General features: G+C 70.3%; 13 protein-coding genes. 6 read left to right on the top strand and 7 right to left on the bottom strand.

Features of this window, described 5'->3' with window-relative positions; genetic code table 11:
- Positions 1-235: 235 nt before the first annotated feature.
- Positions 236-2020 (top strand): MinD/ParA family ATP-binding protein, encoded by a 1785-nt coding sequence (locus WA675_RS14950; RefSeq protein WP_336084940.1) that lies wholly within the window; start codon positions 236-238, stop codon positions 2018-2020.
- 115 nt (positions 2021-2135) lie between these two features.
- Here WA675_RS14950 and WA675_RS14945 read toward each other — a convergent pair whose 3' ends face one another.
- A complete protein-coding gene (locus WA675_RS14945; protein ID WP_336084938.1) occupies positions 2136-3035 on the bottom strand; it encodes a LysR family transcriptional regulator in 900 nt (299 codons plus the stop codon).
- A 71-nt stretch (positions 3036-3106) separates the two neighbouring features.
- On the opposite strand from WA675_RS14945, the gene WA675_RS14940 reads away from it, so the two are divergent.
- The 5 genes from WA675_RS14940 (at position 3107) to WA675_RS14920 (ending at position 8526) form a co-directional block, all read left to right on the top strand.
- Positions 3107-4036: an EamA family transporter gene (locus tag WA675_RS14940; protein WP_336084936.1), complete on the top strand. Its 930-nt coding sequence runs from the start codon at positions 3107-3109 to the stop codon at positions 4034-4036.
- Between the two features lie 245 nt (positions 4037-4281).
- A complete protein-coding gene (locus tag WA675_RS14935; protein ID WP_336084934.1) occupies positions 4282-5943 on the top strand; it encodes a hydroxysqualene dehydroxylase in 1662 nt (553 codons plus the stop codon).
- Positions 5944-6139: 196 nt separating this feature from the next.
- A complete protein-coding gene (locus WA675_RS14930; RefSeq protein WP_336084932.1) occupies positions 6140-6526 on the top strand; it encodes a hypothetical protein in 387 nt (128 codons plus the stop codon).
- Between the two features lie 54 nt (positions 6527-6580).
- Positions 6581-7816 (top strand): Mur ligase family protein, encoded by a 1236-nt coding sequence (locus WA675_RS14925; protein ID WP_336084930.1) that lies wholly within the window; start codon positions 6581-6583, stop codon positions 7814-7816.
- Positions 7813-8526 (top strand): type 1 glutamine amidotransferase, encoded by a 714-nt coding sequence (locus WA675_RS14920; protein WP_336084928.1) that lies wholly within the window; start codon positions 7813-7815, stop codon positions 8524-8526. The genes WA675_RS14925 and WA675_RS14920 overlap by 4 nt, the downstream gene beginning before the upstream one ends.
- Here WA675_RS14920 and WA675_RS14915 read toward each other — a convergent pair whose 3' ends face one another.
- The 6 genes from WA675_RS14915 to WA675_RS14890 form a co-directional block, all read right to left on the bottom strand.
- Positions 8527-8901, bottom strand: a complete 375-nt coding sequence (locus WA675_RS14915; protein WP_336084926.1) for a type II toxin-antitoxin system VapC family toxin — start codon at positions 8899-8901, stop codon at positions 8527-8529.
- Positions 8898-9149: a type II toxin-antitoxin system Phd/YefM family antitoxin gene (locus WA675_RS14910; protein WP_336084924.1), complete on the bottom strand. Its 252-nt coding sequence runs from the start codon at positions 9147-9149 to the stop codon at positions 8898-8900. The genes WA675_RS14915 and WA675_RS14910 overlap by 4 nt, the downstream gene beginning before the upstream one ends.
- A gap of 75 nt (positions 9150-9224) precedes the next feature.
- Entirely contained in the window at positions 9225-10103 is an 879-nt protein-coding gene (locus tag WA675_RS14905) for a bile acid:sodium symporter family protein (protein WP_336084922.1), read from the bottom strand.
- 106 nt (positions 10104-10209) lie between these two features.
- Complete coding sequence (locus WA675_RS14900; RefSeq protein ID WP_336084920.1) at positions 10210-11280, bottom strand: zinc-binding metallopeptidase family protein; 1071 nt, start codon at positions 11278-11280, stop codon at positions 10210-10212.
- 4 nt (positions 11281-11284) lie between these two features.
- Positions 11285-12181, bottom strand: a complete 897-nt coding sequence (locus tag WA675_RS14895; RefSeq protein WP_336084918.1) for a transglutaminase family protein — start codon at positions 12179-12181, stop codon at positions 11285-11287.
- A complete protein-coding gene (locus tag WA675_RS14890) occupies positions 12178-15150 on the bottom strand; it encodes a circularly permuted type 2 ATP-grasp protein (protein ID WP_336084916.1) in 2973 nt (990 codons plus the stop codon). Before WA675_RS14890 ends, WA675_RS14895 begins: the two co-directional genes overlap by 4 nt.
- Between the last annotated feature and the right edge of the window lie 31 nt (positions 15151-15181).

The raw sequence follows: 15181 nt of genomic DNA, 5'->3' as shown, positions 1-15181 counted from the left end.
CAAACACAGCCGTAAACCACCCGGGGCGGGTAAACCCCGGGCTCCGCCATCACCCCCCGGCGTCCCCACTACCTCCGTGCTAGCGTTTTATCTGCACATTCAGGCCGACTTTCCTGCTCGAGCCGATCGAGCAAGTGGGGGAACTGTGACCAACAACGACCATAATCCGACCTCTCCGCCCTGGCTGCAGAGTCCGTCGGCTGACACGGCCGACGCTGCGTCCGGTACCGCCGGTGTGCAGACGGCGACCGACGACACTCCCGAGAACGCCGGTGCCGCAGCCGAATCGGCTGCCGGTACAGGGGAAGCGCAGGAGTCTACTGGCGCCGAACAGGAACCGCAGATCGGCCTGGCCGAGCAGACCGTGTTCCAGCCGGGTGGGTTCGCGCCGGGCCCGTTCGCGCCGCCCGGGTATCCGTCGCCGGACCCCTATCAGAGCGGTGGCGCGCATCCGGTGGCCGCCGGGCCGGGTCAGCCCGCGCCGGGTGCCGAACAGCCGTGGCCCGGCCTGGGTCAGCCGGGGCAGACCGCCGAGCAGCCGTGGCCCGGGCCCCCGCCGTCCGGTGGTGAGCAGCCTTGGCCCGTACCGCCGACGGGCGGCGAGCAGCCGTACCCCGGTGTGCCCCCGCAGTATCCCGGTGCCGAGCAGCAGTTCCCCGGCGCAGGCCCGCAGCCCTACCCGGGTGTCGAACAGCAGCAGCCGTACCCGGGCGCCGAGGCACCGGGCCAGTTCCCGGGCCAGGAGCAGCAGCAGTACCCCGGTGCCGAGGCACCGGGTCAGTTCCCCGGCCAGGAGCAGCAGCAACCGCCGCAGGACCCGCAGGGTGAGCCGATCTACAGCTGGGCTCCCCCGCCGCCGCAGGTGTATCAGCCGCCGACGCAGACCGGCATGCAGCCGATGCCCGGTGCTCCCGGGATGCCCGGCCAGCCCGCGCCGCAGGCCGCGCCGCCCGGTCAGCCGCAGTGGCAGGGCGGTCAGCCGCAGCCGCAGCAGCCGTTCCAGCCGCAGCATGTGCCCATGCCCGGTCAGCCGGGGCATTCGGTCAACGACCTGAACCTGCTCAAGCGGGCCCGCAAGGCGCCGCGCAGCGGGTGGCGCCGGGCCGTGCACAAGGTCTCCGGTGGTGTGATCAACCCGGGTGAGTCGGCCGCCGATGTGGTGCACCGCGATCTGGCCGAGCGGGTCAACCAGCCGGTCCGCGGCGATTACCGGATCGCGATCCTCTCGCTCAAGGGCGGCGTCGGCAAGACCACCACCACGGTCGGCCTCGGCTCCACCTTCGCCTCCCAGCGCGGTGACCGCGTCATCGCCATCGACGCCAACCCCGACCTGGGCACCCTCGCCCACCGGGTGCCGCGCCAGACCCGCTCGACGGTGCGCAACCTGCTCGAGGACCACCAGAACATCACCCGCTACTCCGATGTCCGCGCGCACACCTCGCAGGCGCCGAGCCGTTTGGAAGTGCTGGCCTCCGAACAGGATCCGGCCGTGTCGGAGGCCTTCAGCGAGGCCGATTACCGCAAGGCGATCGGCATCCTGCAGTCCTTCTACAACATCATCCTCACCGACTGCGGTACCGGTCTGATGCACTCGGCCATGTCGGGCGTGCTGGATATGGCGAGCTCGCTGGTGCTGGTCACCTCCCCCGCGATCGATGGCGCGCGCAGTGCCTCGGCGACGCTGGACTGGCTCGATCACCACGGTTACAGCAAGCTGGTCGAGCGCACGGTCGTGGTGGTGAACGCCTCGCGCCGCGGCGCCTCGACGGTCGACCTGGACCAGCTGCGCAAGCTGTTCCTCGACCGCACCCGCGCGGTGCAGATCGTCCCGTTCGACGATCACCTGGCCGAGGGCGCCGAGATCGATCTCGAGCTGGTCAGCAAGCCGACTCGGCGCGCGCTGCTCGAGCTGGCCGCCATGGTGGCCGACGATTTCAGCTACCACGGCCAGCAGCAGTTCCAGCCGGGCCAGCCGTACCCGGGTCAGCAGCAGCCGCAGTACCAGCCGGGACAGTACTGATCGGAGCCGATCGCGGGCGGGCAGTCGGCCCGCTCGCGATCGCCCGGATCACGCACGCGGAGCACCGGCGTGCCACCGATCGGGCTGATCTTCGACGCTTGCCGGAACCCGGCCGTCACCCCGCGCTCACTGCCCGCGCCGCGCCCTCGAACGCGTCGAGCACCGTCGCAATGGCGGGCCGTTGGTCGGCTTGCGGCCTGGTGACGATCTCGTACACCCGCGCGGCCCGCACTCCCGCCAGCGGCAGTACCGACAGTCCCGGATGCGCGACCGCCCAGCGCGGCATCAGCGCGACACCGTAGCCCGAGGCCACCAGTGTCTCGATCACCCGGAACTCGTTGAGCCGCTGCGCGATCCGGGGCCGGACCCCGGTGATGGTCGCGATCGATTCGAGCACGTCGTCGACGGGAAACCCGCCGCGCACGCTCACCCAGGTCTCCTCGGCCAGTTCCTCAGCGCGCACCGATTCCCGCCCCGCCAGCGGATGATCGTGCGCGACAGCCACATCGATCGGCTCTCGCATGAGCACCCGCGCCGCGATGCGCGGACCGGCCAGCGAGGGCGCGCGTTCGTCGCGGTGGGTGAGCACGATGTCGTAGTCGGCCAGCAGTTTCGGCGCCTCGCTCGGCGGCAGGTCCTCGTCGCCCGCCACGATCTCCACACCGGTGCCCGCCAGCGCCGTGAGCACCGGCGGGAGCAGCAGCGCGGCGCCGGACGGGAACGAGGCCACCCGCACCTGCCCGCGCGGGGAGCCCCGGTACCCGGCCATCTCGGCGACGGCACGGTCCATGGCGGCGAGCACGTCGTCGGCGCGCAGCACCAGCGCCTGGCCCGCGTCGGTGAGCCGCACCCGACGCCCGTCCGGTTCCAGCAGCGCCACGCCCGCTTCCCTGGCGAGCACCTTCAACTGCTGGGAGACCGCCGACGGTGTCATCGACAGCACCTCGGCCACAGCGGCGACGGTGCCGCGGTCGGCGAGTTCGCGCAGGATGCGCAGGCGTTCAATCGAGAACATGAAGTAAATCTACGTTATTGCTGCACTTTTATTCGATTGTCCTGATGGTTTGCCGACCGCACGATGAGTGCGTGACCACCCGCGACCGCCTGCTCGGCCTCACTGTCGTCGTCCTCTGGGGCCTGAACTTCCTGGCCATCCGGATCGGCCTCGACCACTTCCCGCCCTTCTTCTTCGTCGCCCTGCGCTTCGCCGTGATCGCGATCCCGGTGCTGCTCTTCGTGCCGCGCCCGGCCGTGCGCGCCCGCTGGCTGCTGCTCTACGGCACCGGCTTCGGCATCGCCCAGTTCGCCTTCCTGTTCACCGCCATGCGCGTCGGGATGCCAACCGGCCTGGCCTCGCTGGTGCTGCAGTCCTCGGCGCCGTTCACCGTGGTGCTCGGCGCGGTGCTGCTGCGCGAACGGCTGCGGCCCACACAGCTCGCCGGACTGGCGGTGGCCGTCGCCGGGATGACGATCATCGCCGCCGACCGCTTCGCCACCGCCACCCTGCTCCCGGTCCTGCTCACCCTGGCCGGTGGCCTCGGCTGGGCCTTCGGGAACATCGGCGCCCGGCGGACGGGTGCCGAATCCCCCGCTGCCGACCCCCTGCACGTGACGTTGTGGGCGTGCGTGGTGCCGGTCCTGCCGATGCTGACGCTGTCCCTGCTTGTCGAGGGCCCTGACACCGGGTTCCGCGCGCTCGGCACCGCCGTCACCACCCCCGCCGGGTGGCCCGCGCTGGCCGCCCTCGCCTATATCGCCGTGCTCGCGACCGTCTGTGGATCGGGCCTGTGGACGTACCTGATGAGCCGGTATCCGGCGGGCACGGTGGCGCCGTTGTCGCTGCTCGTGCCGGTGGTCGGCATCACCGCGGCCTGGCTCGTGTTCGGCGAGCAGCCCTCGGCGGCGGCGCTGCTCGGCGGCGTGATCGTCATCACGGGGGCCTTCGCCGCGACCAGCACCCGCCGCGCCGTCCCCGCGCCGGTGCCGGAATCGAGCCCTCGGCTCGCCGGAGTGTGATGTCCGATTCGGCGGACGATCGAGGAAACGTATGGCTAGCATGTGTGCCGATCGTCCGACGCGTTTTCCGGACGACCGGTCGGTACCCTGCGGCCCGCTTTTCGCCGCGCTCTACAGTGGTAGCAAATTGCAAGCAATACTCGAACAAGGCAGCTGAACAGCGTATGGCGGAACAGCGGTTGCCCGTTTCGCGAAGGACGTTTCTTCGCGGCACGGTCGCAGCGGGGGCGGTATCGGCAGGGGCGATGGCGGGAGCGCCGGGTTTCGCGCTGGGCGCGCCCCCCGGACGGCGGGTCGCGGTGCTCGGCGGCGGTGTCGCCGGGCTGACGGCCGCCCATGAGCTGGCCGAACGCGGCTTCGAGGTCACCGTCTACGAGGCGCGCGCCTTCGGCGGCAAGGCGCGCAGCATCCCGGTGCCCGGCACCGGCCGCGACGGCAGGCCCGATCTGCCCGGCGAGCACGGCTTCCGTTTCTTCCCCGGCTTCTATCAGAACCTGCCCGACACGATGCGCCGGATTCCGGTCGCGGGCAATGCCGACGGCGTGTGGTCCAACCTGATCTCCGTGCCGGAGGCCCGCTTCTCCCGCCGCGACGGCGACGACATCCTGCTCGCCCTGCCCGACGGCATCACCGCCCCCACCACGCCGGAAGCGATCCGGGAGACCCTCGCGGGCACCATCGCCACGATGACGAAGATGCCGCCCGCCGAGGCCGCCTACTTCGCCAATCGCCTGCTGGTGTTCAACAGCAGCAGCGAGGCGCGCCGCTTCGGCCAGTGGGAACACACCTCCTGGCAGGACTTCGTGCGCGGCCACGAGCGCTCGCACGAATTCCGCGCGCTGGTCTCACGCTCGCTGACCAGCATCATGGTCGCCGCCAAGGCAGACCTCGCCAGCACCCGCACCATCGGCAGCATGGGCGAACAGTTCCTGGGCAATCCGCTGGGCCTGGGCAATGACGGCGGCCTGGACCGGGTCCTCAACAACACCACCAACTTCGCCTGGATCGACCCGTGGGTGGCGCATCTGCGCGGGCTGGGCGTGCGATTCGAACTCGGCGCGCGCGTCGATGAACTGACCATGCGCGACCGCCGGATCAGCGGGGCGCGGATCAGCGACGGGCGCACGGTGGAGGCGGACTATTTCGTCGTCGCCATGCCGGTCGAGCAGGCCCGGAAACTCTGGTCGGCGCAGATCCTGGCCGTCGCCCCGGAACTCGAGGCGACGCGGCGGTTGTTCGTCGACTGGATGAACGGCTTGCAGATCTATTTCCGTACCCCGCTGAATATCTCGCGCGGGCACAGCGCGTTCGTGGACTCGCCGTGGTCGCTGACCTCGATCAGCCAGAACCAGCTCTGGACCCGCAAACTGAATTCCTTCGGCGACGGCGCGGTGGCCGATTGCCTCTCGGTCGACATCTCCGATTGGCACACCCCGGGAATCCTCTACGGCAAGCCCGCCGAGGAATGCACGCACGAACAGATCTATCGCGAGGTGTGGGCGCAGCTGAGCGAACATCTCAACGATCGCGAACAACTGCTGCGCCCCGCCGACGTGCATTCCTGGTTTCTCGATCCCGGAATCACCTGGCAGGGCAGCCGCAATGCGAATGCCGACCCGTTGCTCATCAATACCGCGGGTTCCTGGGACGCCCGCCCCGACGCGCACGGTTCGATCGAAAACCTTTTCCTCGCAGGCGATTACGTGCGCACCGAGGTGGACCTGGCGACCATGGAGGGCGCCAACGAGTCCGCGCGCGCCGCGGTCAACGCGCTGCTCGACGTGGCGGGCTCATCGGCCCAGCGCTGCACCACTTTCCGGCTGCGCCGCACACCCGAGCTGGAACCGCTGCGGGTCATCGACGCCGAGCGTTACGCCCAGGGACTGCCGAACCTGTTCGATCAGTAGAACGCCTGTTGCTTTACCGGGCGCGGCGGCCCAGAATAGCGGCGTTCTTTAGCGCGTCTCAGCGGGTAACGGGGGGATCGTCGCGAGCCTGCCCGCCACCCGCGACAATTGGCCCGACGCGTGCGCGCTGCTCAGTGACGCCGAGATCACCGCGATCCTGCCGCAGGCCACCGGGATCTCGCGGACGCCACAAACCGTGCAGGCCGTCGAGGACGAGCTGGTCCGCAATATCCCGCACGGTGGTTGCGTCTTCGCCTTCACGCTGCCCGACACGGACGCGGCGACCGAGAACACCAAGATCACCCTGACCATCGCGGCGGTCGGCGAACACGACGCCGTCGCCGCGTTCTACGCCGACGCCAAACGCCTCACCGCAGATCCGGTCGCCCCCGACTGGGGCGCCACCGAATGCACCTACGGCAAAATCCTCGAATCCTCGGCGACCTGTCATCTCGGCAATTTCGCCTTCGCCATCACCGGCGACACCACCGCCGCGGGCCTGGACACCCCCGATCACTTCCTGACCTGGCGCGATCACGTCACCGCCGAGGTGGTCCGCACCCTGGTCGCGCGGATCGGCTGAGCGCACCCCCGCTCCCGTACATCGCCCGTAACACCGCGCACATAGACTCGCGGCGTGGCAGACATCTCGGTGCGTGGGCGCCTGGCTTTGCGAGCGGCGGCGGCAGCGTCGTGGGCTTCGCAGAAGGCGGGCCGCGGCAAGGGTTCGATGATCGGCGGCCTGATCGCGTTGAAGATCGATCCGTCGATCATGACGCAGCTCGGGCGCGGCAGGCGCACGGTGCTGATCACCGGCACCAACGGCAAGTCCACCACCACCCGGATGACCACCGCCGCGCTCGGCACGCTGGGCGAGGTCGCCACCCAGGCCGACGGCGCGAACATGGACGCGGGGATCGTGGCGGCGCTGAGCCTGCACCCCGGGGTGGCACTGGCCGCCATCGAGGTCGACGAACTGCATCTGCCGCACGTCAGCGACGCGCTGGAACCGGCCGCGATCGTGCTGCTCAATCTCAGCCGCGACCAGCTCGACCGGGTCGGCGAGATCAATATGATCGAGCGCAAGCTGCGCGCCGGGCTCGAGCGTCATCCCGACGCGGTCGTCATCGCGAACTGCGACGACGTGCTGGTCGCCTCGATCGCCTACGACCACCCGAAGGTGGTGTGGGTGTCGGCGGGCAGCGGCTGGGCCGTGGACGCCACCAGCTGCCCGCGCAGCGGCGAGCCGATCGTCTGGGAGGGCGAGAACTGGCGCTCGACGGGCACCGACTTCCACCGGCCGCGGCCGCAGTGGTGGCTCGAGGGCGAGGACCTGTGCGGGCCCGACGGCTTCCGCGCGCCGCTGCATCTCGCGCTGCCCGGACGCGCCAATCGCGGTAATGCCGCGCAGGCCGTCGCCGCGGCAGTCGCGCTGGGCGCCGCGCCCGCCAAGGCCACCGATGCCACCGGCACCGTGCGTGAGATCGCGGGCCGCTACCGCACCGTCACCGTCGGCGAGCACGACGCGCGGCTGCTGCTGGCCAAGAACCCGGCGGGCTGGCAGGAAGCGCTGTCGATGATCGAGCCGACCTCGGCCGGGCTGGTGATCGCGGTGAACGGGCAGGTGCCCGACGGCGAGGACCTGTCCTGGCTGTGGGATGTGCGCTTCGAGCACTTCGAGGGCGTGCAGGTGGTCGCCTCGGGCGAACGCGCCACCGACCTGGCCGTGCGCCTGACCTACGCGGGCGTGGAGCACACCCTCGTCCCCGATCCGCTGCGCGCCATCGCCTCCTGCCCCGCCGGGCACGTCGAGGTGCTCGCCAACTACACCGCGTTCCGCGATCTCAACCGCGACCTGGAGGCACGCAAGTGAGCTCGACCATCCGTATCGGCCTGGTGCTGCCCGATGTGATGGGCACCTACGGCGACGGCGGCAATGCCCTGGTGCTGCGTCAGCGGCTGCGCATGCGCGGCTACGACGCCGAGATCGTCGACATCACCCTGGCCGACCCGGTCCCGGATTCCTTCGACATCTACACCCTCGGCGGCGCGGAGGACTCCGCCCAGCGCCTGGCCACCCGGCACCTGCAGAAGTACCCCGGCCTGCAGCAGGCCGCCGCCAAGGGCGCGCCGGTGCTGGCCATCTGCGCGGCCATCCAGGTGCTCGGCAACTGGTACGAGACCTCGGCGGGCGAGAAGGTCGACGGCGTCGGCCTCTTCGATGTCACCACCTCCCCCCAGGACCTGCGCGCCATCGGCGAGGTGACCACCACCCCCCTGATCCCCGGCCTGTCCGCCCCACTCACCGGTTTCGAGAACCACCGCGGCGGCACCACCCTCGGCCCCGCCGCCCAGCCCCTGGCCCGCGTCACCCGCGGTGTCGGCAACGGCGTCGGCGACGGCACCGAGGGCGTCGTCCAGGGCTCGGTCATCGGCACCTATCTGCACGGCCCCGCCCTGGCCCGCAACCCCGAACTGGCCGACCTCCTCATCGCCCAGGCCCTCGGCATCTCCCCCACCGACCTCACCCCCCTCGACCTCCCCGAGGTCGACCGCCTCCGCCGAGAACGCCTCCGCGCCTGATCAGCAGGGCAGCGACGCCACCGCGTACCGCAACGACAGCGGGTCGCGGGTGACGAGGGTGAGGTCCTCGCAGCGGGCTTGCGCGACCAGGATCCGGTCGAAGGGATCGCGGTGGATCAGCGGAAGGCGGGCGGCCTCGATGGTGTGGCGCGCCTCGATCGGCAGCGGAAGGAAGCCGCTGCCGACAACGCGTTCCGGCAGATCCGCCGGTCCAGCCAGCTTGCCCGCCGCCTGCTTCATCGCGATCTCCCAGACCGAGGCCGCGCTGACGTAGACATCCGGGTCGTGGTCGAGCCGCTCACGCAGGTCGGCGTCCAGAGTGGGATCGTCGGTCAGCCACCGCAGGATCACATGGGTGTCCAGCAGCAGGCTCATGCGTCGAAGTCGCGCGCGATGGCGGCGTTGGTCTCCGGCGAGTCCCATTCGGGCGACAACACCAGCCGCCCCCGCAGCGAGCCACGGCCGGTCCGGTTGACCCGGCGACTCAGCGGTACGACCTTGGCGACCGGAGTACCGGCACGACTGATCACGATTTCCTCCCCCTGCTCCACCCGCTCGATGATGCGCGACAGATTCGTCTTCGCGTCGTGGATATTGAACTGTCCCGCCGCGTGACCTGCCATAACGCCTCCTTAGCTAAGAGGTTAGCCCGCCACGGGGTGTTCGTCTACCAGGTGAGCTACTCGGCGCGCGGCCGATCACTCGGCGGGCACGGTTCGAGGCGTCCGGCGCCGGGTGATGAGCCAGCCGAAGGTCGCGGCGAGGGGGAACATCACCACGCCGTAGACGGCGGCGGGCATGGCCATCTCGATGCTGCCGATGACGCTGAGCGCGATGGTGATCGCGATGGTGCTGTTGTGCAGGCCCACCTCCATCGAGCAGGCGATGGCCTGGCGGATGTGGATGCCGAGCAGGCGCGGAACCGCGTAGCCGATGGTGAGGCTGATCAGGCAGAACACCAGGGTGATCGCGCCGACGTCGGCGAGCGCGTCGGCGGCGCCGCTGTCACTGAGGATGGCACCCACGATCACCAGCACCAGCGTGACCGCCGAACCGATCCGCACCGGGCGTTCCATCCGGGTGGCGAAGCTCAGCGAGAACCGGCGCACCAGCATGCCGACGGCGACCGGCACCAGCACGATGGCGAACACCTGCAGCACCTTGCCGATCTGCAGGCCGATCGCGTCGGCCCCGCCGGACGGGTCGAAGTAGTCGATGGCGAAGTTGGTCACCAGCGGCACGGTGACCACCGCGAGCACCGAATTCACCGCCGTGAGCGAGACATTCAGTGCCACGTCACCGCGGAACAGGTGGCTGAACAGATTCGCTGTCGTCCCGCCGGGCGAGGCCGCCAGCAGCATCATGCCGACGGCCAGGATCGGCGGCAGCCCGAACAGCAGCACCAGCCCGAAGGCGATGAGCGGCAGCACGATCACCTGGCAGACCAGCGCGATCGCCACCACTCGCGGCGTCCTGGCGATCCGGGTGAAGTCGGCGACAGTGAGCGAGAGGCCGAGGCCGAACATGATCACCGCCAAGGCCAGGGGAAGTCCGACGGTGACCAGGGGTGAGTTCATTGCCATCCTCGCGGTTCTGAGACGCGTTGGTCTCAGAACGGGAGAATAGTGGGTGGTGACCTACATCGCACCCGAAATGCCGGGTTTGTCCGCTCCGGCGCCCCTGCTAGGCCGAGGCCAGCACCCCCGGTGCGGCGGTGTTGGCGTCGGTGCACAGATCGTGCACGAAACGCATCTTCTCCAGCACCCGGTCCGGCAGCACGAACGGATACAGATCGTCGTGGCCCATCGAGCGGTTGACCATGTTCAGCGACCAGGCCAGCGGCAACCACAGCTCGATGATCTTGTCGAAGCCCGCCCGGCCCACCTGCGGGCGGTCCAGCGTGGCGCCCGCGGGGGCGAAGCCGAAGGCGGCGGCGGTGTCGAGGGTGTCGCGGATGTGCAGGTAGTGGGCGAAGGTCTCGGCCCAGTCCTCGGCGGCGTGCATGGTGGCGTAGGAGGAGACGTAGTCGTTGTCCCACCCGGCGGGCGCGCCCTGGGAGTAGTGGCGGTCCAGGGCGGCCTGGTAATCGGCGTAGGGGTCGCCGAAGAGTTCGCGGAAGCGGGCCAGCGCGTTCTCACCGGAGACCAGGACCGGGAAGTAGTAGTGGCCGATCTCGTGCCGGAAGTGCCCGAGCAGGGTGCGGTAGGGCTCGGCCATCTCGATGCGCAGCTGCTCGCGATGCGGGTCATTGGCCTCGGCCAGGTCGACGGTGACCACGCCGTCGATATGGCCGGTCAGCACGTCGGCGGTGCGGCTGGAGAGCAGGTCGAAGGCCAGGCCGTGCACCGGGTCGGCCACCCGGTCCACGATCGGCAGCCCGAGCTCGACCAGCTCGAAGATCAACCGGCGCTTGGCCGCCTCGGCCTCGGCGAAGGCGGCCAGCCCGGCGATGTCGGCGTCATTGGGGCGGGTGCGGGTGAGGCGGCACGAGGCGCACAGCTTCGGGCCCGGTGCGCCGTTCTCGTCGGCGACCAGCCAATTGCACTGCGCCACATGCAGGTTGTCGCAGAGCCGGAAACGCTCACCGCAGACCACCCCGGCCGCCGGATCGACGGCCGCCGCGCCCGGCGGATCGCCGATCACCACCAGGGCGCGCTCCCGCGGACTGAACCCGAGCGGGCTCGAACACGACAGACACACCGAATTCTCGAAGGCCAGCTGCTGCCCGCAGTTGGGGCACCCGAAATCACGCAAAGGACTACACCTCCACCGGGGCTACGTCGACCGAAACCGTGATCGTGGACTGTTTGGCGTCGGTGTAGATGATGCCACGCAGGGGCGGGACATCCTGGTAGTCGCGGCCCCACGCCACGGTCACGTAGCGCTCGTCGGCGAACTGGTCGTTGGTGGGGTCGAAGGCGATCCAGCGGCCGGTGCGGTCGGTGGGGTCGGTGCCGGGTAGCCAGACCGCCGCCCAGGCGTGGGTGGCATCGACGCCGACCATGCGCTCCTTGCCGGGCGGCGGATCGGTCGCCAGATACCCCGACACATACCGCGCCGCCAGCCCGTGCGAACGCAGGCAGGCCGCGCCCACCCGCGCGAAATCCTGGCAGACCCCCTCGCGCGCGGCGAACACATCGGCCACCCGCGTACTCACCGTGGTCGACCCCGAGACATAGCGGAAGTCGCGATTGATCCGGGTGTTCAGCTCGGTGACCGCTTCCAGCAGTGGCCGCCCCGGCGCGAAACTCTTCGCCGTGTACTCGGTGACCTCCGGGGTGATCTCCGGCGGCAGCAGATCGAGGGTGAACTCGACCGCGAGCGGGCCGGTGCTCGCGCCCGGACGCGCGGATTCCCACGGAATGTCGGTGCCCGCCATGGTCGACGGATGATCGCCGTCGACGTCGACCAGCGACTCCCCGGTCACCTCCAGCGTCCGGTGCTCGGATGTGACGTGGAAGTAGGTGGTCGCATTGCCGTAGACGTCGTTGCCGACCGAGCGGTCCGAGGGCACCGGATCGATGACGATGTCGTGCTCGCGCAGCCGCTGCCCGGCGAACTCGCGCGGCGTGAGAAAGGCCCGGCCGTAGGAGCTGGTGACCTCGTCGGAATAGCTGTAGGTGGTGCGGTGCACCACCCGGTAGCGCCTGCTCATCCGACCATCCTGGTGTTGCCCCACAGCGGCTGGATGGCCACCGGCACCGCGAGTTTGGTGGCCTCGAACGATTCGGACAGCTTGCGCAGCCGCAAGTGCACCCCTTCCAGCAGTTCCACCAGTTCGGTGCGCACCCCGGCGGCGTCGGTGTTCTCCAGCTCGGCCGGGTCGACGCGGCGCAGCATGCGCTGGGCGTCGGCCAGCAGCCGCTGCGAGCGAGTGGCGCCGGAACCGCCTGGCAGCGCCTGGAAGTCGGCCTCGAGCCGGTCGAGCTGATACACCAGCGAGCGCGGGTTGCCCGCGTCGAACAGCAGCAGCCCGGCCAGCGCGGCCACGTGCGCCGAACCGCGGTGGCGGCGGCGGTAACTCACCGCCGACTCGGTCGCTGCCAGCACGGCATCGGCGACCACCGTCTCCACCTCGGGCGCGTTCACCTGCGTCAGCGTGGATTTCAGCAGCGCGGCCAGGGCGAGCCCGCGCTCGATCCGCTTACCGATATCCATGACGTACCAGCCGGTGTCGCGCACCAGCGATTCCGCGCCGATCCCCGACAGCGACAGCAGCGCCGCCAAGGTCAGCGAATGCACCGCCGAGAGTGCGTTCTCCTGTTCGTCGCTGGCACTGCGGAATTCGGCCAGGGCGCGATCGACGGCACCGAGGATCATCCAGGTGTCGGCCGAGAGCTGGTCGCGTACGGCCCGCGCTGCCGAGCCGTAGTGGTCGACGGCGTACGACAGGGAGCCGGGCAGGTTCCGGTCAGCGGTGAGCGTGGAGAGATAGGCGAACCCATCCGCCGACGCCCCCGCCACCGCACGTCGGACTGCGGTCGCCAGATCCTCGCTCGCGCCGTCGGGATCACGGGGCGGCTCCTCCCCCACCCCGCCGACCGCTGCCATCGGACGATCCGTAGTCCGGGGCCGCTCGTCCTCCACCCGGCCGACTGCTCCCGTCGGGCGGTCCGTAGCGCGGGGCGGCTCCGCTCGCGTACGGCCCGTTGTCAGGCTGTGCGGATCGCTGGGATGTTCCGCCGGTTCGTCGTCGGGATCCGGTCGTTGCTCGGCGTCTGGTGCACCGCTGTCCGGATCCATACCACCGGAGCTGATCTGACGCAGCGCGACCGCCTCGGGGGCGGGGCCGGTTTCACCGGGGAGTACCGAGGCGGGGGCCGTCGTGCCGGTGGTGGCCGACAGGGCGCGCATCAGGATCGGCAGGCCCTCGGCGCCGTCGTGCCAGGGCCGGTAGCGGTGGTCCTGGTAGACGTCGTGCGTCGCGGCCAGCAGCCGGACGACCGATTCGGCGCGTTCGCTGTAGCGGCCCATCCAGAACAGGTCGTTGAGCACACGCGGCGAGCTGACCGCCTCCACCACCGGCACCGCGCGCCGCACCCGCTCCTCGTGCGGTGCCTCGGCCGCGACCGCGGCGGCGACGGCCGGAGCCGCGCGCACCCACACGTCCTTGGCGGCCACCTTGATCACGCTGCGGCTCGGTTCCAGCCGCATCCGCTGCTGGCCGAGTCCACCGGCCATCGCCGTGTACCCCCCGCGCCGGGCCAGCGAGAACAGCCGCATGCCGACCGGCACCGGCGCCAGCCCGGTGGCCCCTTCGACGGCGGGCGCGACGGAGAACTCGGCGGGTTCCTGACCCACCCACTTCCACCGCTCGGTCTCGATCCGGGCGGCCAACTCGCCGCGTTCGGCCGAGGAGAGCGTGGGGCCGACAATGGTGGATCCGTCGACGGCCGAGCGCACCACCAGTTCGTCGAGATGGCTGACCAGATGCGCGCGTTCGGTATCGTCGCCGCCCCAGTAGGAAGGTATGCCCTCGAGTCGCAGATCCTCGCCGAGCACCGACCGGGCGACGCGCGGCAGGAACGCGCTCAGCGCCGGTGATTCCAGCAGCCCGCTACCCAGCGTGTTCACCACGGTGACGGCCCCGCGCCGCAGCACCTCCACCAGCCCCACCACGCCGAGCCGGGAATCCGGGCGCAGGTCCAGCGGATCGGAGAACTCCGCGTCGACCCGGCGCAGCACCACGTCGACGCGTTCCAGGCTGCCCAGCGAGCGCATCCACAGCGCGCCGTCACGCACCACCAGATCGGCGCTCTCGACCAGCGGGAAACCCAATGTCTGCGCGAGATAGGCCTGGTCGAAGGCGGTTTCGGAATGCGAGCCGGGACTGAGCACCACCACCACGGGCTCCTCGCCGTCGGCCAGTTCCGGCGCGGCCTCCTCGAGCATGAGCCGCATGGCCCGCGCGAACGGGGTGAGCGGGCGCGGTACCGCGTGCTCGAACGCCTCGGGCATGGCCTCGGCCACCACCCGCCGATCGGCCAGCGCGTATCCGGCGCCGGAGGGCGCCTGCGCCCAGTCAGCCAGCACCCGGAAGCGCCCGTCGCTCCAGCGGCTGATGTCACAGGCGTGCAGGAACAGCTGATGGGTACCGGGAATGGTGATGCCGTGCGCGGCCCGCACGTAACCTGTGCTGCCGAAGACGATCTCGGGCGGCAGCAGCCCCGAACTCAGCAGCCTGCGCGGCCCGTACACATCGGTGAGCACCTCGTCGAGCACCTGCGAGCGCTGCACGAGACCGCTCTCCAGCCGGGTCCAGTCATCGGCCGAGACCAGCAGCGGAATCGGGTCGAGCCGCCAGGGCGAGGTGGTGGCGGTGTCGTCCCCGACGCCGACCTCGGTGTAGGTGACGCCGTCGTCCTCGATCTGCCTGCGCACGCGCTGCTCGATCCGCCCGATCCCGGCCACGCCCTGCTCGGCGAAACCCGTCGACAGCTCCGACCACATCGCCCGCACCCGGCCGTGACTGTCGACCAGTTCGTCGTAGTAGCCGGTGGTCGGCCTGCCGCACTCGTCGAACCGCGCGTCGGCGTCGCTCGCGGCCCGGTAACGCGCCAGCTCTGTTTTTGGAGCGCTGGCGCGCTCGAGTTCGCGCCCCCTGGGGTCCCGTCGATCAGGCACCGTTTCTTGCTCCTTCGTCGCTTGCGAAACG

Source organism: Nocardia sp. SSK8 (genome assembly GCF_037034205.1).
In the GTDB taxonomy this organism is placed as follows: Bacteria; Actinomycetota; Actinomycetes; order Mycobacteriales; family Mycobacteriaceae; genus Nocardia.
The sequence above is the reverse complement of the archived record's forward strand: the minus strand, read 5'-3'. Positions and strand labels throughout refer to the sequence as shown.

What these genes read in the sequence shown, in the direction of transcription:
- WA675_RS14945 (WP_336084938.1), bottom strand. Translation starts at nt 3,035, where the DNA reads ATGTTCTCGATTGAACGCCTGCGCATCCTGCGCGAACTCGCCGACCGC.
- WA675_RS14935 (WP_336084934.1), top strand. Translation starts at nt 4,282, where the DNA reads ATGGCGGGAGCGCCGGGTTTCGCGCTGGGCGCGCCCCCCGGACGGCGG.
- WA675_RS14915 (WP_336084926.1), bottom strand. Translation starts at nt 8,901, where the DNA reads ATGAGCCTGCTGCTGGACACCCATGTGATCCTGCGGTGGCTGACCGAC.
- WA675_RS14910 (WP_336084924.1), bottom strand. Translation starts at nt 9,149, where the DNA reads ATGGCAGGTCACGCGGCGGGACAGTTCAATATCCACGACGCGAAGACG.
- WA675_RS14905 (WP_336084922.1), bottom strand. Translation starts at nt 10,103, where the DNA reads ATGAACTCACCCCTGGTCACCGTCGGACTTCCCCTGGCCTTGGCGGTG.
- WA675_RS14895 (WP_336084918.1), bottom strand. Translation starts at nt 12,181, where the DNA reads ATGAGCAGGCGCTACCGGGTGGTGCACCGCACCACCTACAGCTATTCC.